Genomic DNA, 20,513 nt, shown 5'->3' on the forward strand with positions numbered 1-20,513 from the left:
TTCACCTACCCAGCGACGCTCATGGCACACCCCCCTTTGCTACAACGCTTGGAAGACCTCTCATGTGCTGCCAATAGTGACAAGGCAGCGCAGCACCTCGAAACACTGTTCAACATCTCTCCACCCGGTCAACACTGGCCGGATGAGTGGTTAGGCACACAACCACAACAAGCCAGCCTACACGCAGGCACACTGGATATTGCACTGCATACCTTGCAACAAACCATCGAACGCTTTCCGAAACTACGCGAAACCGCAGAGCGCGTGGCTTTGCAATGGGATTACTGCCAAGTCTTAGAAGAACAGCGTTTTTACGATGTGCAGTGGCAACATTCCGAACTAAAAAAATACCCGGCCGCCGACAAAGTGCCATTGAATTGGCGTGGCTTCAGAACATGGGGATTTTTAACACCTGATCCACCTGCACGCTTTGTACCGCTCTTGCTGGATGAAATTCGTCTCAGCCCTAATGCCTACCACTTATTTTTACACCGGCTTTACCGCAAACAGTGTTTTCCTCACCCAGAAACAGGGTTATTGGCAAGCGAAGCAGAAGCCCCACGTCTCGTGGATCAGCATCGCGCCGTAGTCATGTTAGAAACCTTAACAAAACCACAAGCGTACCCTTTTGCATGGCATCCCTCTTGTGAAGCTACCCCACACACCGATACAACAACCTCGATAAAAAAAACACCGCCCGACATCAAAATGCCACTCGCATCACCTGTGACACCAGCAAAAACAGCAGCGACCGCCCTAGCAAAAAAACCGGAAAAGGCTAAAAAGTCAACTAAACAGATGCTTCCGGCCCTACCGCGTACAACACGCTTCCCAACCATTGTTGCGGTCAACCAACAAGCACAACCCAGTGATCGACCAACATTAAAACTTGAACAAGCACTTGAACCATTGGTCATACCGGTCATTGCAACACCTGAGATACCTATCCCACATCTGCCTTTAAGACAAAAAGTCGCAGAAGGTGCAAGAGGAGACCAAGGAAAAACAGTCGCACCTACTCGCGCAGTCGCTAGTGAAATCACTTTACCTGCGATTGTGCCAATAACCGCAGGTGGTGATATTCCCATGTACATGGAGGAATACACTTCAGAAACCCAGGCACACAGCACAACAGGTATCGTTGATCCCCAAAAGAAAAAGAAATTGCGCTTGGCTGGTAACTTTGCTGATTCAATCTCATTGAAAGAGGGTAATCATACGATCTCTGCCAGTGCTACTTGGTCGCCCAAACCCAATTGGTTTGTCAGCGGTAATGCCTCCCTCAAACAAGAGAAGCTTGGGTATTCGTGGAGTGCTGGCTATGCCGATAACAAACCGGGTGGATGGTCTGCTCAAGTCAATAACTGGGGGCCACTCAAACCCGGCGACGGCTTAGCATTGGACAAAGCAGTCGCCAATATCGGCTATAAAGTTAAATCTGAGACACTGAAAAAACGCAACCTAGCTGCGGCCGCCAACGTGAGCGCCCCTCTCAAAGGCAAACCTAGTCTTAGTGGTACACTACAGTGGAATCCAACACCCAAGGTATATGCCCGCACTACTGCCAACGTGCCACTAGAGGGTGACAAACCTAACTGGAATTATGCTGTTGGTTATTCCAACCCAAAACCAGGCTCATGGAAGATCGAATACGCCAACTACGGTAAAAACGATTTTCCCGGTGATAACCTAAAAGATGGGGCAATCACGGTTAGTCGAAGTTGGCAATTTTAACGAAACCGCCCCTCTGCCAAACACTGTCGCTTATTTTGATTGATACGGAGAAATGCTTCAGACAATTTAACGCCCTTACCGCACCGGTCACATTGGCGGTTCAGTGAGCCGTACAGCTTATGCAGCAACACTGACAAAATAACGCCATTGGTATTCGCGGTGGTTGCCTTGTTGAACCCTTTAACAGGGTCTTCGTAAATGCCTGAATACCAACCACCTTTCGGGTTACGCGCATCCTTCACTGCATTCAACAGTACCTTGCTGTACTCGCGCTCCGGAAACAAATAAGCCATCGACACTGCCGCTTTCACTGATAGGCTTCTCAAATCCGACATATCCTCACCTTTATCCGTGATTGCAGCCCAAGGTATGTCATCGCTGAAAATCGTGTTATAGACGAAATAAGGTTTGCGATCGAGATTATCTTCAGACACAGCCGTAACCCTGCCGGTTTGCTCCCAACGGCGCTGTTGTACCGTGTAAATCGCCTCCAGCAGTGGTTTGTTTTCTTCATCCAGCCCATGCTCTAGCACATCCATCGCATAAGATTCGGATACCACGTAATTGTGTGCGCCGAGTGTGGATGCATCGCGGGAATCTACCAACAATTCCACACCCGATACCTCCGCCTGAGTCGCATACTGATTGTGATAGCGTGCGGAAAGACTCATATCAAAACCCAACTGTTGGAAGGCTTTGCCTGCATATTGCTCATACCCCAGACGCCCCTCCTGCTGCACTTCCACCTTGCCAGACTCATCTTTGAAGGCCAGACCATACATTTGGTTATGTTCCAGCAAACGACAGAAACTCCAGCTTTCCAGTAATTGTTGCGCCTTGGCTTGGTGTTGAGGGTGTAAACAACTCAGGATATTTAACCACGACACCAAACGCCCCAAATCCAAAGTAGAAACCCCAATACCCTGCGCTGATGGCTGGTTACGGTAATCCACTTTTTGCGCCGTCTTGGTGTTATAGACTTTGTTGGGTGCTTCCCCATTAAACAAATCCAGATGCCGTAAGGTATCCAGCATCTGACTGGTCATGCGATCAAAACGTTCACGCGGGATAATGCCCAGCTTTTCTGCCGCAATAAACGCAGCAAGTGTTGAGCCGACATCCCATAAAGTAGTAGATGGGTATTGATCAGCGGCATTTACCAAACCCGTTTCTGCTTGCAAGTTATTCTCGAAATACTGCCAAGCGATTCGCGCCATTGCTTTATCGCGCTCGTTTAACTCACCGGCACGAGCTGGGCAATACGTGGGTTTACTGGGTTGCGCAGCGTCAGCAATGGCAGGGTTCAGCCAGAGTCCGCCACACGCATTGATAATCAAGGCTAAGGTTAAGCTAAGGCGCAGCATGGTTTTATGATTGTTCCTGCACTGGGGACTTTGATTTTTACCGTGCAGTCGTCGGAAGTCAATTGCCGTCAGACAAACGTAGCCCTATTATCGAATCTAGCAATCATAACAATAAAGGTGATGCCCATGTTCCCAAAACGCCCGCTGCAAGTGGCAATATTGTGCGCGATGGCAGGGTTAGCCGTGCCACACACACACGCCGATACCCCCAAATCTGCTGCCCTTTACCCGGTCTGCGACACGCCAGCCGTACCCATCGGCAAAGAAGACTACCAACCCAGCAGCCTCGCGTTGCACGGTTTAACCGCACTTTACATCAATATTGACGATGTAATCAGCAGTGCCAAACCCAAAAATGTCAAGTTGCAAAAAGACCTCAAAGAAGCCGTCAAACAACGCTTAAGCACCGCCGGAATGCGCTTATTAAGCAAAGAAGAAATGGAAACCACAGCGGGGCAACCCGAAATGAGCATGTTCCCCTCCTACCCCAAACACTTAGGTCCCTTCAAACCCGGCGAACCGCGCATCGAATACAACGCCGCCTGTTGCACCGCCGGTATCTGGACATCGTTCTCCCAAGGAGCGATGACCCTACGTGACCCGCTGTTGCACCACAAACTGGCAACGTGGGGCGAAGGTCACAACACCACGGACTGCAACAATGTGGGCAAATGGCTCAGCGAAGTCGTGTTAAAAACCGTCGATGATTTCATCGCAGCCAAGCAAAAAGCTGACAAAGATTACCAAGCCTGGCAGAAAAAATCGGGGCAGACACCAGCAAAACCCGACAGAGATACCCCAGCTATCAGCACTGATAAGCCCGCAAAAGATACTCCACCCGCCAACACTGCCAAACCTGTAGAATTGCGCGAAACCAACGATGCTGAAGCCTTAGCCTGCGATACCGCGATTTTGTTGTATGCCGAAATTTTCCCAACCGCCGCCGTTGACATCAGTGATGCGAAGGGTGGGATTTTAGGCAAAATCGCCGACAATATGAAAGCCTGCCCACAATACCGTTACCGCATCGAAACGCACGCCGACCAACGTTCCAGCCATGAATACAATGATGTACTCTCAGCACGGCGGGCGGTGGCTATTCGCAATTATTTGGTCGATAACGGGGTCGATGAAGAACAGTTTGACCTACGCTTTTACGGCAAGCGCAAGCCCTTAGTAGACGGTGATAATGAAACTGCGTGGGCAGCTAATCGGCGTGTCATGATCACACCGATTAAACCAAAATAAAGCGCATCAGGCAGTATGCAAAAGTCTTTTGAGATGTAATTTGGCGATAGCAGGTTGCTGCACATGGAGGATATCTGCCTAATGCTTTTTGCGATAATCCACGGGCGCGGCGTAAGCATTTTCTGCTTTCAGGTGTACTAATTCGCTAACTCTTTTAGCGATTTCAGCCTTAGATTGCCGCAGCAATTTTATCTCGGAGTGTCATGATCACACCGATTAAACCAAAATAAAGCGCATCAGGCAGTATGCAAAAGTCTTTTGAGATGTAATTTGGCGATAGCAGGTTGCTGCACATGGAGGATATCTGCCTAATGCTTTTTGCGATAATCCACGGGCGCGGCGTAAGCATTTTCTGCTTTCAGGTGTACTAATTCGCTAACTCTTTTAGCGATTTCAGCCTTAGATTGCCGCAGCAATTTTATCTCGGATACGGTCAACATTCGGGGTATTAAACAATTAACGCGCTTCATCACGCTGCTTTCATCGCTGCAAACAAGCTATCGACCGTATAATTTTGCTGCCATGCCTGACGGTCAATGGTGTAGTTGCCATAGCCTTTGTCGTATTGCTGCATGAAGCGAATTAGACCAACCACGCCGAGACTGCTGCGTAACGCTTGCAATGCCTGACGCTGGATTTCGTGTTCTGTTTGGTAACTTCTTACGCCGCTCATGGTAAAACCTCTTCTAGCCATTGCAGGGGATTCAACACTTTGACCTGTAAACCAGGAATTTGCTGTGCTTTTTTCAAAAATTTGTCATCGGTAGTTAGAAAAATATCCACTTGCCCCACTGCGCTTGCCAAATGGAAGGCATCAAATGCTTGTATGCCAGCGGATTGGTAGAGGGTTGCCTGTTGCTTAATTGCTTCGGTCAGGGGAATGGTTTCACTGGCGAGTTGCGCCATCAATTGTAAAATGTTGCTGCGCTGAACCTCTGGGGCATTATTGATTTCAAACAGCAGTACGTCGCTACTCACCAACATCCAACTGTCGTCCTCACACAAGGAAAGGATCGTTTTCACCGCTTCAGCTTCCAAATGAATACGCGGGTTAGACTGGTCATCAAATGGGCGGTTTAAGCAACAGTTGTCAAGGTATATTCTCATAGACGTTAGTATATCAAAGAAAAAGCCGAAACACGTCCGGCTTTTTCGTCTCAGGGCAAGCAGCCGCCTACTGGCGCGATACGCTTACTCTAACTGTGTGAGCGCAATTCCTGTTGAATCGTCTGCCTGACGACATCTTCCAGCCCTTGCCCTTGGATAAACTGCTTCAACGCTTCGTTCATCATGTTCTGGTAGCTGCCGCCTGTGATTGCCGCACGCGCTTTGAAGGCTGCCAAGATGCTGTTGTCAACACGCATGGTAATACGGCTTTTGCCGCCAGATTCCGCCTGTAATTTTGCCAAAGCAGGTATTTTTGCTACGGGTTTAGCATCAGCGAAATCGTAATCTTTGAATTTGTCGTACATATCATCTGAATTGGTTTGCATAAATCCTCCGTTGTGGTTGGTTGGCTTTCCACGCCGAAATTAGACGGATACGCTCACCGCGTAACGTCCATACGACCACCAACACCCGATGTTTTGCCCCGACACCCAAGCTCACAAACCGCTGTTCGCCGAAAGTATCGCCATCTTCACGGGTCAACGCGAAAGGGTCAAGTAACACGACTTGCGCTTCCTCAAAGGTCACGCCTTCGTGGTTGATCGGGTTAATGGCTGCTTTTTCGGGGTCGAATTCAATATCCATACGCTAATGATATGCACAAATATGCAGACATTCAAGGTAATGGGAAAGAAAAAGCCGGAACGCGTCCAGCCTCTTCCGCTCACTGCAACTGCTTGCCGCTTGCTGGCACGACCAATGCGTTAATCTTTATGCTTACTGCATATCCACATCTGCAAAATTGTTGATCCACTGCCCGATTTCCGTCAGGCAACTTTAGCCAATGGCATCCGTATCTCTACCGCAGTGAAAGGCACTAAGATATTGCCATTCTCAGCCCGTTCAACTAGCCCAATTTCTTCAAGCCGCGCAATATCAGTGTGTACGTTGGAGTAATTGCGGGCAGCGGCTTTGGCAAGTGCGTAAACGCTGCATGAACCCAGTTTGCTGAGAGTATCCAGCAGATCGAGCCGTGCGGGAGTCAGTTCCGTAAACAGAGTTCTGGCTGATTCAAACGAAAGCCAAAAATCAGGCGTTTGCCCTTGGCGGGAGGCGGCGAGTTGTCGCCGTGCCGTTTGGAGAGCAGAACCGCGTTTCGCGACTTCAATGATTGCTTTCATGATTCCCTCCAGTTTGTCATATCGTTTTCAAAATCATCGAGTAACTGGTCGATGGTGGTGAACGCATAGGCTATTTCATCAGTATTGATATGCTTATGGTCGCCTTTGCCTCGCTCATTGTCATATCTGACCCTGCACACACCGTCTGAGCCGAAATACAGACGGTATTTATAGGGATGCCCGCAGGGTGGAACAGGTTCAGAAAGCTGCCAGATAACGACTTCGACGATTGAACCGTCGTCATGAATTTCTTTGGATTTGGCGATGAGTGTTGCTTTCATGTATTGCATAATAGCAATATATCAGAATGGTTGTCGATGTTAGGATTCACGGAGTAATAGCAAGACAATTGAGATGCGCCCTCAATTTTCCACACATTAGCGGCCGATGGAAAAAGGCTGGACAAGTTCAGCCTTTTCCGCTCACTGCAACTGCCCGCTGTCTACTGGCACGACCCGCTTACCGGTTTCTGGCTATCCTCAGAGGTGAGGTGTGTGTAACTCATGAAGCTCTCCTGTCAGTGGTTTTTCGGGATGCTTTTTACCACATCTTGCCTCTGACCTTATGAGGAAAGACACATCCCGTCTCGATTAACGGGCTATGCACTTATGATACGAATTCACGCCTCCTTTTATTGTTATCCTCTTAATCTTGATCAGTGGTCAAGATCATTCTCCCCCTGCTCCCCAATTCATCAGGATAGGCATATTAGGGTTGGCGGGTGTAATTACTGAGCCATCAGGAGGCGTTTCAGTTCCCCCTGTTTCCCCAGGCATTCCTGATACGGAAGGTTCTGAATCCGTAGTTAAAGGAGCTAAATTAGCAGTATAAACTTCCTGCTCCACCTTAGATTTGATCTTAGTATTATTTAGATTTTCCAAGTCATACATTGTCAAATCAAGGCTAATGCTTTCAACGACCTTCCCCGGACTCAATCTAATTGAACCATATTGAGAATTCCCAACCTGATTTGCAGAAGATATAAATGAGCGACTTGCAAAATCCGACAAACTGAGTTGCTCAATTTTCAGCATTGACCGAACGCCGCATATTCAGCCGATTTTTTACTCAATTTGACCAACGAAACCTGAGCTTTTTCAGTTTTACCGTAACTTTTGCTAAATTTCACCCATACCGATGCGACTGCTCCTGTTTTTCAGTCAGTCTTCCCGTGTTTTTTCAAAACCAGTCGCCTTATAACAAGACACGCATCAGTTGATCAGCACTCAACACCAAAATCCCAAACATCAGGTGGCTGTAAACTTTTTGTGCGCCTTGCACCCACACATTCCGACCACCAAATTCATCCTTCAGGCGGGCATTGGTTCGTTCTACGGTGCTGCGAATTTTGTAACGCTCGGCATCAGCAGGTTCAAACGCTTCTTTCTGTCCGCCGCGAGGATTGTGATCAATCAGAGGGACATGCCCCAGATGACGGCTGTATTCGTGCAAATCAGCACTGCAATAGGCTGCATCCATCAGGTCGTAGAGACTGGTGACACGTTGGGCACTGATTTGAGAGAGTGGGATGGCTGCCCCGCTGTCGTGAAAGGAGGCGGAAGACAGAATGGCTGCTATCGGGACACCACAATCGGCGGTATCGATATGCAGTTTGTAGCCGTTCCAACTGTGCTTGTAGCCTTGGGCATTCTTCTTCGTCCCCCGGTTACACTGAACCGGTATCTCATCGAGTGCTTGCTGAAGTGACTGTTCCCGTTGGCGCTGAATCCGTGTTTGCCCTTGTTTTTTCTTTGGCTTTTCCTCGGCAACAGGCCGTTCACGTGCCTCAATGGCTGTTGAATCCCGACACAGGTGGCCGATCAGCGCATCGCCCAAATACGTTTTCACCAACGTTTCATGCACACGTTCCGCTAAACGCTGTTCAGCAAATTCAGCGAAGGCACGTGAAAAGGTGGATTCGGAAGGCAGTTTCTTGGTCAGGGGAAACCCGCAGATGCGTCGCAGGGAGCGATCGTTTTGCAGCCGGTCAATGAGTGCTCGCGTATTGACAATATTGAGCACGCTTTTGGCGACAAAAGCATTGGCAAACCAAGATCGCTCCGTCGCTGGCCGTCCAGACCCATCACGAAAAGAGCGCACAAAATCTTCAATGCGCGTCAGCTCCAGTACGTGAATGAGTTTTTCAAGCTTGGGGGTCAATGTGCCAAAGGCATCATTGAAGCAAGGTAGTATTTCAATTTGCAGCAAACTCCAGCGTTGTGCAATCAGGGCGCGTTCGGTAGAATTCATAGCGTGGGCTTAATGGTTGTTTTGACGCTTCTATTATCGCCGAAAACGGCAGCCCACACTTCTTTTTTCCTTCAGATGAAGGAAGGTTCACGCTGAAAATGTAATTTTGCAAGTGGCTCAAATGAAGGCAATACTGATCTATCAACTACTGAGGGTTGTGCAACTGTTTTTTGCATAGCATCTATCTTAGCAGCAGCCATAAAAAGTTTTGCATCATTAAGTTCCACATCAATCTTGGCTTGAAGCACCTGCTTTAATAGCCAAGCATCAACAACATCTGATGATATACTTACAGACTTATTTTTAGCTTTGTATTTATTCAAAAGTATATTGAGTGTGTTTGCTCTATCTTGCATGGCAAGATATTTATCTTTTCTAACAGGATCTAAATTACCATCAACATACCACCTTCTGATGAAGTTTGAATCCGGTTGGACATTTTCCACCATAGTATCACTAAAGACCTGAAGCCCTTTTATTAAACCATCAATTTCACGCATGTGATCTTGTTGTAGAACTTTTGCTTCCGCTAAAAACTTATCAGGATCATTTATTGCCATTAACTTTTTCATTCTATTTTGATAGCCCAGCATTCCATCTTTTGAAATCTTTGTCCATGCTGCGTTAACAGCATCCAGATATGCCATGTGCGCTTGGTCTTCAGTTTCTAATGTTTTGATAAGCTCCGCAGGTTTTCTCACAAAATCAGCCAAGTCATATTCAAGAATAATTTTTACGCGCTGTATAACTTCATCACTTGCATCCCATTCTGTTACAGGCTTTTTATCAATGGTAAGACTTGTAATTGCAGAAGCAATTGCTAATGGGTGAAAAAAGTCCGCAACTCCATCAACCGTCGTCAACACGCCTGTTTCTACAGCAGTAACAGTCCCATACTGTTTATAATCATCAGTAACATCCATACCTCTCACTGCTACGTCTGCTGCTGTACCTACAACTTTAAGAATTTTCCCTGAAGTTTTTAAGGTTTTTGCAAGTTCTTCACTCTTTGCAATATCTTTTGTAAGTTTCCCAATTTCACCAGCAGACTTACTTAGATACTGCGTATGCAAATCTGCCACCTTGGAGTTTTTTATTACATTCATCGTATGGTTAAGTGCATCAATTGTTTTTTGTGAATTTGCAGCAGATTGTTCAACTATAGCTGCCAATCCGCCAAAATCATCTGTATGAGCTATAAATTCTCCTACAGTTGCCGCATTCGCAAAGGTTGAAACATTGTTAGCAAATGCAGGGGATGTGAGACCGCAGATAATGGCAACTGTGAGCAGGTTAAGTTTTGCTTTCATTTTGGAGTCCTCTGGAATGGGGTGAAGCGTAAGGTGCATGGGTTAAAATGCCCAGTCGATGCCAGCCGAGATTTGTGTGCCTGTGTATTTGGTGTCAACTAAAGTGGCAGGCGTGGCTTTGTCTTTCATTTCAAATTGCTTTAGGTCGGTATAAAAGCGGGCTTTTTGGTTGATTTGGTAATCGTAGCCTAACCCGAATTGGGTTTTATTCCGCCCTGCGTTGTAGAGGTCATTTAACTGGTCATAGCTGTTGGCATCTATTTTTAGCTTGTCAGCATTGACCCGCACAGTATGTTGCCCACGCCATGTTTTGGCGTATTCGACGGAAGTGTAGAGGCTTTTGCCATTGACGTTGCGGCTTTCTTTGTCCAGATTACCCGTGATGCTGCTGATGTAATAGTCCGGGTCTTGTTTGGAATGACGAACCCCAACAGTAATACGCTGATCGTTAGGCAGTGCATGGACAACGGTAACATTGGTGTCGTAGCTATCGCCTTTGCGGTAATAATCGACGTTATCACGCTGCGTTTCATCGCTTTGGGTGTAATTCATGCCCCCAATCACCTGCGTATTCCCCTTGGCAAAATGCCCTTGCAGGGAAACCCGCGTTTCATCACCGGGGTCAAGCACGTCATTTTCAACATCACCATTCGGGTCAAACTTACCCTTGATGGTGCGACTCACCCCCACACCGATATTCGCATTCGGCGACACGACTTTGGTCACAACAATCCCCGGCGTGACATTCTCACCCTCACCAAAGCGAGTTTGCTGCACAAGACTGCCATCCATAATGGCATTCTTTTCGCTGCCGGAAAGCGTCTCCTTCCCAGTCGGGATGTTGTAATCAAGGTTGTAACGGATATTCCAATTATTACGCAACTCTTGGGCATACGCAGCACTCAACGCCGTATCACCTTGGGCGTTGACATGCCCTTCACGCCCCTCTGTTGTATTGCGCGAATCAATATTGGCAGTGCGCAAACCCACATCCAGGTTGTCCATTACCTTATAGGTAATAGTGACGGGTGTTACAGACTGCTCCCCACTGGTGTTGTTATCCCCCTCCCAGTCATACGTATACTGCTCCACGTGGATTGCCAGCCGATCCTTAACCTGAGGGGCATCCTGAAGCGCAAATAAAGGATTTCCACCCGCAACCGCTGTACCAGTGCAAATGGCAGATAAAACTAGAACGCTAGTAAAATTAAAATGCTGTGCTGTGCTGACCACAGCTTACCGCCTGACGGTATGGACTTCATGGCGCAATCCCCTGTTAAGCAATCAATAAATGCAATATCAAATAAACCCTACGCATGATACTAACAGATAAAATGTAACCGCCCATTTACTTATGAAGAATTTTTTATGCTTATTTTTGAATTAATTTCATAAATACAATCTATTTAATTGATAGATTAATTAACGATCCTGCTACCGCTCCCCACCGCTGGATTCGATTTAATGTGGAATCCAGCGGAACAAAAATTGCCGCTTCACCATCACCCACACCAACGCCAATAATCCGGCATGGATGCCCGTATTAATCCAGAAATTCTCATAACTCGGCAACGGCGTATTGGCGATCAATAGCAATAAAAACACATGAATAAAAAACACATACAAAGACGCCTGCCCTAAAGGAATAAAGAACCACCCCAATGCACGGTTAATCGGCTGCCAACAAACCGTCATCAGCGCATAAATGGCAATAAACAGCACGACCACATTCACCAAACGCCCAATACCCAAGGTATGTTTAGGAAAATAAGTGTTATACCAATACAAAAACGTATCCGCTGGCACAAAATGCAAACGCGCCCACTCAGGAAACTGGTCTAAGGGGTGATTCCACGTAAACACGATAAAACCTAATGACAACGCAATACACAGCGCCACTAAACGTTTACCCCATGCCGTTGCCGAGAAAAACTGCACCACTTCCTGTTTATAATAACCGGCTACCATTCCATGTACATAAAGCAACTGCCAAGAAAGAATAGGAAAAGCGTATTCAAACTGCGCATTCGTTGGCCGTAATGATGGCGTACTCCCCAGATTAATCAGGTATAACACCCAGCTTAGCCCTAATAACAAGCCTACCTGCCGCTTAGCCAACATAAAAAACACCAGTGGCGTAAACAGGATAAACATCACCACATACATGCCTACAATCTGGAATTGGTGTGGCCCGATCTGAAGCAATAAGGCTTTACTGATAATCTGAAAAATACTCGCGTCGATTGGCGGGTATAATTGGAAGGTTTTACCGCCATAAGGGTCGTGAAACGTGGTAATAATGGTGGTATCCAACCAAGGAATAAAACGCAGCGCCGCTATCGCTAATATCATCAAAACACTAATCCGGTATAGCGCCACCGAGCGGCTAATTAACCCCGGCATGGCGGCGGCAACACCGGCTTGTTTGACCTTTTTGCCATACACCATCCCGACCACAATTCCCGATAAAATCACGAAAATCTCGGCGGTGGAAATCACCCCAATGCGTTCCCAACCGATGAACATTAATGCTGAAAAGTATTCAAAATGCGACGCAAATAACAGCGGAATAACAAAGCCCCGCATAAAATCAAGGCGCAAATCACGGGTTGCCCCCGTTTCGGGATACGCCCAACTCGCCGGAATCCAATCGGAAAAAGTGCGCGAAGCACGGAGGGTGTCTGTTGTCATGTTGTACCGCCATTTATCGGTTTTTATATCGCGTTCGTCCATGCTATGCCGTAAGGTAAACCCAAGAGCCACTTGCAAAATTACATTTTCAGCGTGAACCTTCCTTCATCTGAAAGAAAAAAGAAGTGTGGGCTGCCGTTTTCGGCGATAATAGAAGCGTCAAAACAACCATTAAGCCCACGCTATGAATTCTACCGAACGCGCCCTGATTGCACAACGCTGGAGTTTGCTGCAAATTGAAATACTACCTTGCTTCAATGATGCCTTTGGCACATTGACCCCCAAGCTTGAAAAACTCATTCACGTACTGGAGCTGACGCGCATTGAAGATTTTGTGCGCTCTTTTCGTGATGGGTCTGGACGGCCAGCGACGGAGCGATCTTGGTTTGCCAATGCTTTTGTCGCCAAAAGCGTGCTCAATATTGTCAATACGCGAGCACTCATTGACCGGCTGCAAAACGATCGCTCCCTGCGACGCATCTGCGGGTTTCCCCTGACCAAGAAACTGCCTTTAAAGAGAGAAATCTCAACAAGATTCTGGGCACAGATTCATGGAAAACTGAACTTTACAAGAGGGAGCAAACACAGGATTTGTTTGGATCAACAGAAAAAGTTAGTCGTGTCAGCATGACAGATATGGAAAAGTGGGTAAAACAGCGATTGGAAAACTGCTTTCCTCGCGTTTCAAAACCACTGCCCCTACCACACGATAGAAAGCCTCAACAGTTTTCCCTGTTTTTCTGCATATCAAATCCAGACCCAAAAGCAATAGGGTTAGCTTTAAAGGTTGCCAATCATATCCTTAAATCTCCGCAGTAACAGGATAACTATCCCATATAGCACCATCCAGAGTTCGCCCATTAAGATGCTTGTTACGTTTTACGCCATCTGCTCCCCAGGTTCCCCATTGCTTAAAGAAGAAACTGGAACCTGAATTTTCACATTGTCTACGAATACTGGATACCCATTCTGGTTTCATTGGCCTTGCTTTAGGGCCACTTTCACCACCAACAATGACCCAATGAATATTCGACAGATCAATTAAACCCAAATGTTCCAGCAGCGGTTCAACCGACAAAAAACGTATTTTAGCTGGGATATGACGTAGCTCATCAATACGCGGAACGCTATATTCACGATCCTCAACCGTTACACCTAACCAAACATTCTCCGGCACATGCCGACCCATGCAGAATTCACGCATCCGTGTCGCTCGCTTGGTTAGAATTTGATAGGTATGGTGAGGTGTTTGTCTTATTACATCAAATACCTGCTCAAGGTACTGATCAGGAATGTCTTCGTGGAATAAATCTGACATGGAATTGACGAAATACATGGTCGGCTTCTTGCGTGTCAGTGGCTGTGACAAACGCTCAGGCATCAGCGATAGCTTAAAACCGTTATCGTAGCCCGGTGTTCCCATGGCTTGTAAACGTCTTGCCATCGTCTCAGCGTAACAATGCTTACATCCTGGCGATATTTTTGTACAGCCAGTTGCCGGATTCCATGTTTGTTCTGTCCACTCAATTTTGCTTTGCGTACTCATAACCATGCCCTCCGTATCTGGGCTGTCTCAATATCCTGTTGTTTGCTCACGAACACCCGTTGTAATACTTGCATGATAAACCGAACAAAGACCGAACAAAAGCATTTTCTGATTCTTCGGCATAATGCAGGTAACCTCATCAAGATTTCAAGTCTTGTCCCCCATCTAACACCCAACAACGTGGCATATGCGTATACCCAATCCGCCCGTAATACGCATTCGCCGCCGGAGCTGCAATCAGTATCAGCTTGCAATGCCTGCCCAATTGTTGCTGGGTGAGGATTTGCAATTGCTTGCCGATGCCCTGCCGCTGGTAGTTTTGGTCAACTGCCAGATCAGACAGGTAACAGGCGTAATGGAAGTTGGTCATGGAACGCGCCACGCCCACCAGTTTGTCGCAATCCCATGCTGTCACCAGCAAGTTGCTGTTGTTTACCATGCCTTCCATGCACTCGCGGTCGTCGATGGGGCGGCGTTCGCCCAAAGTGGAGCGGCGCAGCACGTCGATGAACTGCTCTGCCGAAATGGGGGCGTTGACCTCGTAGCGGATCATGCCCGCTTCAACCACGCTGGTGTTTCTCGCCAATCAACTCAATCTGATAACCATCCGGGTCTTCGAGGAAGGCGATGATGGTCGTACCTGCATTCATCGGCCCGGCTTCGCGGATGATCTTGCCGCCCGCTGCCCGCATTTTTTCGCAAGCGGCGTACACATCCGGCACTTCCAGCGCGATATGCCCGAAAGCCGTCCCCAGTTCGTACTGATCCACGCCCCAGTTGTAGGTCAGTTCCAGCACGGTCTGGTCGGTTTCGTCGCCATAACCGATGAAGGCGAGGGTGAATTCGCCCGCCGGGTAGTCCTTGCGGCGCAGCAGTTGCATACCGAGGACATTGGTGTAAAACGCAATCGAGCGTTCCAGATCGCCGACGCGCAGCATGGTGTGAAGGATTCGCATGGTAAAACTCCTGAAAATACGATCCGCCCATTCTGCCCCGATCAGGTCATGGCAGCAAATCTACCTTATTCAGTGTGCTGCCATCCGTAACATGACCAGCTCCATATTCGCCACCGCCAACCCCGGTTTGACTTCAAACACCTTGCGGCTGTCAGGAAACTGCTGATGCAACTGCGCCAGTGCCGTGAAGTAATCCCATGCCTGCGTGTAGTCATCCGCCCGGTTCAAGCCGAGGCTTTCGCTTTCCACAAAGGTGAGATGCTGGTCGCTCAGCCCGTTGTTGGCGTGTAGGTGGAAATGTAGCTGCACGCCTTTGCCATCCAGTTCATGCAGCCATTGCAACCATTGCGGCAGGCTTTCCGGCGACCAGATTTTGGCATGACCGATGTCGAAACAGCAGTGGACGTAACGCAACTCCAGCCGTTCCACCAGCTCAAACAGCCACCGATAAAATGCCAGTGAGTGGAAGGTATTTTCGATGTGAACCGGATGGTCGTATTCCGTGCAAAAGCGTTCCAGCAAGCGCAATTGCCGCGTCAGATGTTCGCCCAATACGTCACGAAACGCAGGGCGTTGGCTGAGTGAATACTTGTGGGTGTGCATGATGGAGTACGCTGAACCGATAGCTTTGGCGGAGGAAAATTGCTGGTGCAGTTCCGTTTCCTGCCGGTCAAGCCCAAACAGCGTCGCTTGGTAATGGTTGAAATGGGTGTTGACGGGGATGTGGTGGGCAGCTTCGCGCAGGGTAGCGATAATGAATTCCCAAATTTCCGCATCACCCTGATACAAGCCAACTTCCAGCGGGCGTTGCTGGGCAATGGCGGCATGAACCACGGGCGCTTCGTCCGCGAGGTTCTTTTTCATGATTTTGTAGCCAAAATTTTGCATGGTGTTTTCCTTCATAAGGATCGTGATAAACTATTGACCATCAAAATATTTTGAGGGGAAAATTGCAATGAGTGCTATCAAACTGGTACTAGCAACCGTGTTAGCGTCTGCTTTATGTGCCTGTAACGAAACCAAACCTAGTCCCGTTGTGCCAGTAGTGGGCGGCGATCGGGATGCTCATGGGTGCATTGGTTCTGCCGGATACTCGTGGTGTCAGGCAACCAACCAATGTGAACGCTCTTGGGAATTGGCGAAGAAACATCAGTTCGAGTTGACGCCAGAAGCATTCGACAAGTTTTGCCAAAACAAAAAATAACCACCGGGGTGCTACCCTGAACCCTTGGGCATGACCCTTACCCTGCCGCCGGTTTCAAACGCTCCACCACTTTTGTCGCATACGACAGGTAGAAATCGCCTTGCGTATCGGTTTCATGGTCAAGGGTGATGGGGAGTTTCGCACCCAAATTTTCCGCCGTATTGAGCCGGTTCTGAAAGGCTGATTTATGGCGTGCCAACCAGATAAATTCGCGGTGCGCAGGCTCGGTGAACACCATCACCAATAAGGCGGCATGGTCGGCTTGCATCACCGCGCACAAAGCGTTTTCAAAATCCTTCATGCGGGTGAGTTCTGCCGTGCTGGGCAAGCCTTCGGCGTCGAGTTCGGTAAATTCCCACAAAATGCTGAAGCGTTCCGGGTAATTCCGAAACGGAAAATTTACCCCCACATCCAGCAGCCGTAACAGGTGTAAACCGTCATCGGCGGCGGCTTGTTGGACAACTGTCCACACGGGTTCGGCGGGGTTGCTGGCATTGTCTGACATGGTATTGACCTGAGCTGGCTGTAAAGGCGTGATCTTAAGCTAAAACGGCGGGCAAACGCACCACCCCTGTTGCCAGCGCCGTTCCCAACACAATCACTGCCCCACCCACCAGCATCGACGCACTCACCGTTTCACCCAGAAACAGGCTACCCCACAACACCCCAAACACCGGAATCAAAAACGTAACCCCGAATGAAAAACGCATTGTCTGCGGGAATGCCCCTGCAAGTCCAACCCCGGCCTTTTTTAACGGATACGCTATGTTACCGTTGTTATAGGATGAAAGTGTCTTAGCAATATAACTAAAGGATACTATAATAGCTGTTAAATACATTCTTATGATTTTAGGGGCAATATAATGCCTATTGTTTTCCAAACGCCCGACGCGCTGCTGAAAACCATCGCCACCCAAGCCAAAGCGCAACGGCTGTCAGCCAACCTTACGCGGCGCACCTTGGCAGAGAAATCCGGCGTTGCCGAAGCCAGTATCAAACGCTTTGAAACCACGGGGCAAATCAGCTTTCACAGTTTGCTGAAAATCGCCTTCGCCCTGAATTGCATGGATGATTTCAACCGCCTGTTTGCGGAAAAGCCACCGCAAACCATTGCTGATCTGCAAACTACGCCGCGCCAACGGGGGAGTTTATGAAACACATCACACGTTTGCGGGTACATATCGCCGATACGACCGTGGGTGAGTTGGGAACAGATGCGCGGGGGCGGATTTATTTCCAGTATGACCGCGCTTGGCTGAAGACGGGGTTTGATTTGTCACCCGGCACACTGCCGTTTCAGGCAGAACCGCAGCTCTCCCCTGAGTCACATGAATTCAGTGGTTTGCACGGTGTTTTTTACGACTCCTTGCCGGATGGCTGGGGTTTGTTGCTGATGGATCGGGCATTCCGTCAGCAAACGAGCTGGCAAGCGCATGAAATCACTCCGCTGGATCGGCTGGCCTACATCGGTTCACGCGCTATGGGTGCACTGGAATATGAACCGAAAATCTTTGCCGAAGCCGTGACGGAAACCGTGGATATTGCGCAACTAGCGCACTCTGCCGAACAGTTGATGATCACGCCAAAAACTTTGCTTTCATCCGTCGCGCCCACGGTTGGGAACTGTCACCGGCATTTGACCTGACTTTCAGCAGCGGCATCAACAACCAACACACCACCGACATTGCAGGCAGCGGCAATCCACGCCTGCAAGACATTCAGCGCGTGGCGGAAAGTTGCGGGATCAAACGCTGGCGGGAAATGTTGGAACAGGTGCGCTCTGCCACTCAGCAATGGCAAGTTATTGCGGCGCAAGAAGGCGTATCAGATGCAGAAAGCCAAAAGATTGGTGATGCGTTGGCGGAGATTGATGAGCGGCTGGGATAATGACGAACGTCAAATAGATGATTACGCCATTTCTATACCTCACAAAATGAGCTATAAATGAGTTATAGAATAACGGCGAATGACTCATGACATGGAACTGGCAACAACCCGACTGGCCTAACTTCAGCTTCGACCCGCTGAAGCTGATGCCGTTGGAAACCGCTTTTGCACACGAATCCGGCTTACTGCTGGGCGCGTTCACGCACCTGACGGAAGATGACCGCACCCAACTGAAAGTGGAAATGGTCAGCAACGAAGCCATGCAAACCTCGGCGATTGAAGGCGAATACCTCAACCGTGACAGTGTGCAGTCGTCGATTCGGCGGCAATTCGGCTTGCAAACGGATCGGCGGCAAGTGACACCGGCGGAATACGGCATTGCGGAAATGATGGTGAATTTATACACCCACTTTCAGCAACCGCTCAGTCATCAAACGTTATTCGATTGGCATTCGATGTTGCTGAACGGGCGGCGGGATTTGCAGGTAATCGGCGCGTACCGCACGCATGTTGAAGCCATGCAGGTGGTTTCTGGGCGGCTGGATGCTCCCAAGGTGCATTTTGAAGCCCCGCCTTCCGCACAGATGGAAGCAGAAGTGGCTGCCTTTGTGGACTGGTTCAATCGCACCGAAACCAACGCACCGGACGCTTTGCCGCCCCTGATCCGCGCAGGCATTGCCCACCTGTATTTCGTCAGCATCCACCCATTTGAAGACGGCAATGGGCGTATTGCCCGCGCTTTGGCAGAAAAAGCTCTCGCGCAAGGTTTGGGGCAACCCACGCTGATTGCACTTGCCCACACCATCGAACAGCACAAAAAAGCCTATTACACCGAGCTGGAATCGGCGAACAAAGACAACGACATTCAACGCTGGCTGGTGTATTTCGCGGAAATGGTGCTGACGGCAGTGCGCCATTCGCGCCAGCAAGTCGAATTCCTGATCGGCAAAACCCGTTTGTATGACCAAGTGCGTGGCAAACTGAATCCACGGCAGGAAAAGGTCGTGGCGCGGCTATTTGCGGAAGGTATTGGAGGGTTCAACGGCGGCATGAGCGCCAAGAATTACCTCAGCCTGACCAATGCTTCACGCGCAACGGCTACCCGCGACTTGCAGGAACTGGTGGAATTAGGCGTGTTGCACAAAACCGGGGAACTGCGGTATGCGCGTTATTGCCTCAATTTACCGGTGTGCATCAACACCTGCGCTGCCGTCAAAATTTGCGTTAGTCATAAAATGGCGTAGTTTTTGCATTGGTCTTATATTAGCTGTTGCTTATAACAAGGTTCACATGCACAAACTCATGTTGGTCGATCAAGACCCCGAACGCTCTGCGAGTCTCGAAGTCGCGCTCCTTGTCGCCGGTTACGCCCACATTATCCGCGTCGGGCAAGGTGAAAACCTGCTCGCTGCGGTGCGTACCCACCAGCCCGACATTATCCTTATCGACATGCAAAGCCCCGATCGTGACACGTTGGAATCCCTGCGCAATGTCAGCCGCGAAATGCCCAAACCCATCGTGTTTTTCGCCGAATAAAGCGACATTGACACCACCCGTGCTGCCATCAGTGCCGGGGTAATCATGGCCTTGCTAGGGGGTAAATTCTGATGAAACAAGAGTTACGCATCGGCTTTTTGCCCCTAACCGATTGTGCTGTGCTGGTAGCGGCGTTGGAGCGCGGTTTCTTTGAAAAATACGGCCTGCACGTCACCTTGCAGCGCGAAGTGTCTTGGGCAAATATTCGTGACCGCGTGGCATTCGGCGAACTCGATGCGGCGCACATGCTTGCCCCCATGCCCTTGGCGGCAACCTTGGGCATCGACGGCTTGGGCATTCCCATGCAAGCAGCCTTCAGCCTTGGCTTGAATGGCAGCGCGATTACCGTCGCCAGCCCCTTGATGCAAGCCATGCGCGAACATTACCCGCAAGCATTATGCGCGTTTCAATGCCGATTTGCCCAGTGTGTTGGAAGGTGTGCATCCACTGGCTAACGGGCAGGTGAAAAACTACGTGTTGTTGTCATTACCATTGTATT

At 48.9% G+C, this 20,513-nt stretch carries 28 protein-coding genes; 10 read left to right on the top strand and 18 right to left on the bottom strand.

The genetic code is table 11. The features are described from left to right. Positions 1 to 21 precede the first annotated feature (21 nt). The gene (locus QJT81_17590) at positions 22 to 1,734 is read left to right on the top strand and encodes a hypothetical protein (protein WGZ93591.1); all 1,713 of its coding nucleotides are present in this window, start codon (positions 22 to 24) and stop codon (positions 1,732 to 1,734) included. Here QJT81_17590 and QJT81_17595 read toward each other — a convergent pair. After that, positions 1,731 to 3,098, bottom strand: coding sequence for a DUF3131 domain-containing protein (locus QJT81_17595; protein WGZ93592.1), 1,368 nt, complete (start codon positions 3,096 to 3,098; stop codon positions 1,731 to 1,733). The two genes, QJT81_17590 and QJT81_17595, sit on opposite strands and share 4 nt — an antisense overlap. 126 nt (positions 3,099 to 3,224) lie before the next feature. Between QJT81_17595 and QJT81_17600 the strand changes: the two genes are divergently transcribed. Then, entirely contained in the window at positions 3,225 to 4,346 is a 1,122-nt protein-coding gene (locus QJT81_17600) for an OmpA family protein (protein ID WGZ93593.1), read from the top strand. Between the two features lie 469 nt (positions 4,347 to 4,815). On the opposite strand, the gene QJT81_17605 is transcribed toward QJT81_17600, so the two are convergent. From QJT81_17605 to opgC, 11 genes are all read right to left on the bottom strand, one after another. Then, positions 4,816 to 5,019, bottom strand: a complete 204-nt coding sequence (locus QJT81_17605; GenBank protein WGZ93594.1) for a hypothetical protein — start codon at positions 5,017 to 5,019, stop codon at positions 4,816 to 4,818. Then, positions 5,016 to 5,369, bottom strand: a complete 354-nt coding sequence (locus tag QJT81_17610; GenBank protein ID WGZ93595.1) for a hypothetical protein — start codon at positions 5,367 to 5,369, stop codon at positions 5,016 to 5,018. Before QJT81_17610 ends, QJT81_17605 begins: the two co-directional genes overlap by 4 nt. A gap of 173 nt (positions 5,370 to 5,542) precedes the next feature. Next, positions 5,543 to 5,839, bottom strand: coding sequence for a BrnA antitoxin family protein (locus QJT81_17615; protein WGZ93596.1), 297 nt, complete (start codon positions 5,837 to 5,839; stop codon positions 5,543 to 5,545). Next, positions 5,820 to 6,098, bottom strand: coding sequence for a BrnT family toxin (locus QJT81_17620; GenBank protein ID WGZ93597.1), 279 nt, complete (start codon positions 6,096 to 6,098; stop codon positions 5,820 to 5,822). The genes QJT81_17615 and QJT81_17620 overlap by 20 nt, the downstream gene beginning before the upstream one ends. Before the next feature lie 182 nt (positions 6,099 to 6,280). Beyond that, positions 6,281 to 6,634: a MarR family transcriptional regulator gene (locus QJT81_17625; protein WGZ93598.1), complete on the bottom strand. Its 354-nt coding sequence runs from the start codon at positions 6,632 to 6,634 to the stop codon at positions 6,281 to 6,283. After that, the gene (locus QJT81_17630; protein ID WGZ93599.1) at positions 6,631 to 6,924 is read right to left on the bottom strand and encodes a DUF6516 family protein; all 294 of its coding nucleotides are present in this window, start codon (positions 6,922 to 6,924) and stop codon (positions 6,631 to 6,633) included. Before QJT81_17630 ends, QJT81_17625 begins: the two co-directional genes overlap by 4 nt. 378 nt (positions 6,925 to 7,302) lie before the next feature. Beyond that, positions 7,303 to 7,668 (bottom strand): hypothetical protein, encoded by a 366-nt coding sequence (locus QJT81_17635; GenBank protein ID WGZ93600.1) that lies wholly within the window; start codon positions 7,666 to 7,668, stop codon positions 7,303 to 7,305. 160 nt (positions 7,669 to 7,828) lie between these two features. Further along, positions 7,829 to 8,884 carry a transposase gene (locus QJT81_17640; GenBank protein WGZ93601.1) on the bottom strand — a complete coding sequence of 352 codons (1,056 nt, stop codon included), beginning with the start codon at positions 8,882 to 8,884 and terminating at the stop codon, positions 7,829 to 7,831. A 71-nt stretch (positions 8,885 to 8,955) separates the two neighbouring features. Continuing rightward, the gene (locus QJT81_17645; GenBank protein ID WGZ93602.1) at positions 8,956 to 10,194 is read right to left on the bottom strand and encodes a hypothetical protein; all 1,239 of its coding nucleotides are present in this window, start codon (positions 10,192 to 10,194) and stop codon (positions 8,956 to 8,958) included. A 42-nt stretch (positions 10,195 to 10,236) separates the two neighbouring features. Further along, on the bottom strand, positions 10,237 to 11,286 hold the full coding sequence (locus tag QJT81_17650; GenBank protein ID WGZ93603.1) for a hypothetical protein: 1,050 nt from the start codon (positions 11,284 to 11,286) through the stop codon (positions 10,237 to 10,239). A gap of 369 nt (positions 11,287 to 11,655) precedes the next feature. After that, complete coding sequence (opgC, locus tag QJT81_17655; protein WGZ93604.1) at positions 11,656 to 12,885, bottom strand: OpgC domain-containing protein; 1,230 nt, start codon at positions 12,883 to 12,885, stop codon at positions 11,656 to 11,658. A gap of 184 nt (positions 12,886 to 13,069) precedes the next feature. On the opposite strand from opgC, the gene QJT81_17660 reads away from it, so the two are divergent. Continuing rightward, a complete protein-coding gene (locus QJT81_17660; protein WGZ93605.1) occupies positions 13,070 to 13,516 on the top strand; it encodes a transposase in 447 nt (148 codons plus the stop codon). A gap of 171 nt (positions 13,517 to 13,687) precedes the next feature. Here the strand turns inward: QJT81_17660 and QJT81_17665 are convergent, their stop codons facing one another. The 4 genes from QJT81_17665 to QJT81_17680 form a co-directional block, all read right to left on the bottom strand. Then, positions 13,688 to 14,431: a phage Gp37/Gp68 family protein gene (locus tag QJT81_17665; protein ID WGZ93606.1), complete on the bottom strand. Its 744-nt coding sequence runs from the start codon at positions 14,429 to 14,431 to the stop codon at positions 13,688 to 13,690. Between the two features lie 139 nt (positions 14,432 to 14,570). Further along, positions 14,571 to 15,017 carry a GNAT family N-acetyltransferase gene (locus QJT81_17670; GenBank protein ID WGZ93607.1) on the bottom strand — a complete coding sequence of 149 codons (447 nt, stop codon included), beginning with the start codon at positions 15,015 to 15,017 and terminating at the stop codon, positions 14,571 to 14,573. Next, a complete protein-coding gene (gloA, locus tag QJT81_17675) occupies positions 14,992 to 15,387 on the bottom strand; it encodes a lactoylglutathione lyase (protein ID WGZ93608.1) in 396 nt (131 codons plus the stop codon). The genes QJT81_17670 and gloA overlap by 26 nt, the downstream gene beginning before the upstream one ends. Before the next feature lie 69 nt (positions 15,388 to 15,456). After that, entirely contained in the window at positions 15,457 to 16,275 is an 819-nt protein-coding gene (locus QJT81_17680) for a hypothetical protein (GenBank protein WGZ93609.1), read from the bottom strand. 67 nt (positions 16,276 to 16,342) lie between these two features. Here QJT81_17680 and QJT81_17685 point away from each other — a divergent pair, with 67 nt between their 5' ends. Further along, positions 16,343 to 16,591, top strand: a complete 249-nt coding sequence (locus tag QJT81_17685) for a hypothetical protein (protein WGZ93610.1) — start codon at positions 16,343 to 16,345, stop codon at positions 16,589 to 16,591. A gap of 37 nt (positions 16,592 to 16,628) precedes the next feature. Here the strand turns inward: QJT81_17685 and QJT81_17690 are convergent, their stop codons facing one another. Together QJT81_17690 and QJT81_17695 are read right to left on the bottom strand one after the other, a co-directional pair. Further along, positions 16,629 to 17,096 (bottom strand): DUF695 domain-containing protein, encoded by a 468-nt coding sequence (locus QJT81_17690; GenBank protein ID WGZ93611.1) that lies wholly within the window; start codon positions 17,094 to 17,096, stop codon positions 16,629 to 16,631. Between the two features lie 34 nt (positions 17,097 to 17,130). Further along, positions 17,131 to 17,301: a hypothetical protein gene (locus tag QJT81_17695; GenBank protein WGZ93612.1), complete on the bottom strand. Its 171-nt coding sequence runs from the start codon at positions 17,299 to 17,301 to the stop codon at positions 17,131 to 17,133. 153 nt (positions 17,302 to 17,454) lie between these two features. On the opposite strand from QJT81_17695, the gene QJT81_17700 reads away from it, so the two are divergent. From QJT81_17700 to QJT81_17725, 6 genes are all read left to right on the top strand, one after another. Continuing rightward, a complete protein-coding gene (locus QJT81_17700) occupies positions 17,455 to 17,745 on the top strand; it encodes a helix-turn-helix transcriptional regulator (protein WGZ93613.1) in 291 nt (96 codons plus the stop codon). After that, complete coding sequence (locus QJT81_17705; protein ID WGZ93614.1) at positions 17,742 to 18,236, top strand: HipA N-terminal domain-containing protein; 495 nt, start codon at positions 17,742 to 17,744, stop codon at positions 18,234 to 18,236. The genes QJT81_17700 and QJT81_17705 overlap by 4 nt, the downstream gene beginning before the upstream one ends. Beyond that, on the top strand, positions 18,191 to 18,478 hold the full coding sequence (locus tag QJT81_17710; protein ID WGZ96511.1) for a hypothetical protein: 288 nt from the start codon (positions 18,191 to 18,193) through the stop codon (positions 18,476 to 18,478). The genes QJT81_17705 and QJT81_17710 overlap by 46 nt, the downstream gene beginning before the upstream one ends. 86 nt (positions 18,479 to 18,564) lie before the next feature. Beyond that, positions 18,565 to 19,722, top strand: coding sequence for a Fic family protein (locus QJT81_17715; protein WGZ93615.1), 1,158 nt, complete (start codon positions 18,565 to 18,567; stop codon positions 19,720 to 19,722). Between the two features lie 46 nt (positions 19,723 to 19,768). Beyond that, on the top strand, positions 19,769 to 20,014 hold the full coding sequence (locus tag QJT81_17720; GenBank protein WGZ93616.1) for a response regulator: 246 nt from the start codon (positions 19,769 to 19,771) through the stop codon (positions 20,012 to 20,014). Between the two features lie 71 nt (positions 20,015 to 20,085). Continuing rightward, positions 20,086 to 20,469 (top strand): ABC transporter substrate-binding protein, encoded by a 384-nt coding sequence (locus QJT81_17725; protein WGZ93617.1) that lies wholly within the window; start codon positions 20,086 to 20,088, stop codon positions 20,467 to 20,469. Positions 20,470 to 20,513: the final 44 nt, after the last annotated feature.

The sequence above is a fragment of the Candidatus Thiothrix putei genome, from assembly GCA_029972225.1.
Taxonomy (GTDB): Bacteria; Pseudomonadota; Gammaproteobacteria; order Thiotrichales; family Thiotrichaceae; genus Thiothrix; species Thiothrix putei.

Bases quoted from the DNA above. Each gene is read 5' to 3' on its own strand.
- QJT81_17685 (WGZ93610.1), top strand. From the start codon at position 16,343: ATGAGTGCTATCAAACTGGTACTAGCAACCGTGTTAGCGTCTGCTTTA.
- QJT81_17605 (WGZ93594.1), bottom strand. From the start codon at position 5,019: ATGAGCGGCGTAAGAAGTTACCAAACAGAACACGAAATCCAGCGTCAG.
- QJT81_17720 (WGZ93616.1), top strand. From the start codon at position 19,769: ATGCACAAACTCATGTTGGTCGATCAAGACCCCGAACGCTCTGCGAGT.
- QJT81_17640 (WGZ93601.1), bottom strand. From the start codon at position 8,884: ATGAATTCTACCGAACGCGCCCTGATTGCACAACGCTGGAGTTTGCTG.
- QJT81_17600 (WGZ93593.1), top strand. From the start codon at position 3,225: ATGTTCCCAAAACGCCCGCTGCAAGTGGCAATATTGTGCGCGATGGCA.
- QJT81_17595 (WGZ93592.1), bottom strand. From the start codon at position 3,098: ATGCTGCGCCTTAGCTTAACCTTAGCCTTGATTATCAATGCGTGTGGC.
- QJT81_17660 (WGZ93605.1), top strand. From the start codon at position 13,070: ATGAATTCTACCGAACGCGCCCTGATTGCACAACGCTGGAGTTTGCTG.
- QJT81_17645 (WGZ93602.1), bottom strand. From the start codon at position 10,194: ATGAAAGCAAAACTTAACCTGCTCACAGTTGCCATTATCTGCGGTCTC.
- QJT81_17630 (WGZ93599.1), bottom strand. From the start codon at position 6,924: ATGCAATACATGAAAGCAACACTCATCGCCAAATCCAAAGAAATTCAT.
- QJT81_17625 (WGZ93598.1), bottom strand. From the start codon at position 6,634: ATGAAAGCAATCATTGAAGTCGCGAAACGCGGTTCTGCTCTCCAAACG.
- QJT81_17665 (WGZ93606.1), bottom strand. From the start codon at position 14,431: ATGAGTACGCAAAGCAAAATTGAGTGGACAGAACAAACATGGAATCCG.
- QJT81_17680 (WGZ93609.1), bottom strand. From the start codon at position 16,275: ATGCAAAATTTTGGCTACAAAATCATGAAAAAGAACCTCGCGGACGAA.
- QJT81_17705 (WGZ93614.1), top strand. From the start codon at position 17,742: ATGAAACACATCACACGTTTGCGGGTACATATCGCCGATACGACCGTG.
- gloA (WGZ93608.1), bottom strand. From the start codon at position 15,387: ATGCGAATCCTTCACACCATGCTGCGCGTCGGCGATCTGGAACGCTCG.
- opgC (WGZ93604.1), bottom strand. From the start codon at position 12,885: ATGACAACAGACACCCTCCGTGCTTCGCGCACTTTTTCCGATTGGATT.
- QJT81_17695 (WGZ93612.1), bottom strand. From the start codon at position 17,301: ATGCGTTTTTCATTCGGGGTTACGTTTTTGATTCCGGTGTTTGGGGTG.
- QJT81_17615 (WGZ93596.1), bottom strand. From the start codon at position 5,839: ATGCAAACCAATTCAGATGATATGTACGACAAATTCAAAGATTACGAT.
- QJT81_17635 (WGZ93600.1), bottom strand. From the start codon at position 7,668: ATGCTGAAAATTGAGCAACTCAGTTTGTCGGATTTTGCAAGTCGCTCA.
- QJT81_17725 (WGZ93617.1), top strand. From the start codon at position 20,086: ATGAAACAAGAGTTACGCATCGGCTTTTTGCCCCTAACCGATTGTGCT.
- QJT81_17690 (WGZ93611.1), bottom strand. From the start codon at position 17,096: ATGTCAGACAATGCCAGCAACCCCGCCGAACCCGTGTGGACAGTTGTC.
- QJT81_17620 (WGZ93597.1), bottom strand. From the start codon at position 6,098: ATGGATATTGAATTCGACCCCGAAAAAGCAGCCATTAACCCGATCAAC.
- QJT81_17700 (WGZ93613.1), top strand. From the start codon at position 17,455: ATGCCTATTGTTTTCCAAACGCCCGACGCGCTGCTGAAAACCATCGCC.
- QJT81_17715 (WGZ93615.1), top strand. From the start codon at position 18,565: ATGACATGGAACTGGCAACAACCCGACTGGCCTAACTTCAGCTTCGAC.
- QJT81_17590 (WGZ93591.1), top strand. From the start codon at position 22: ATGGCACACCCCCCTTTGCTACAACGCTTGGAAGACCTCTCATGTGCT.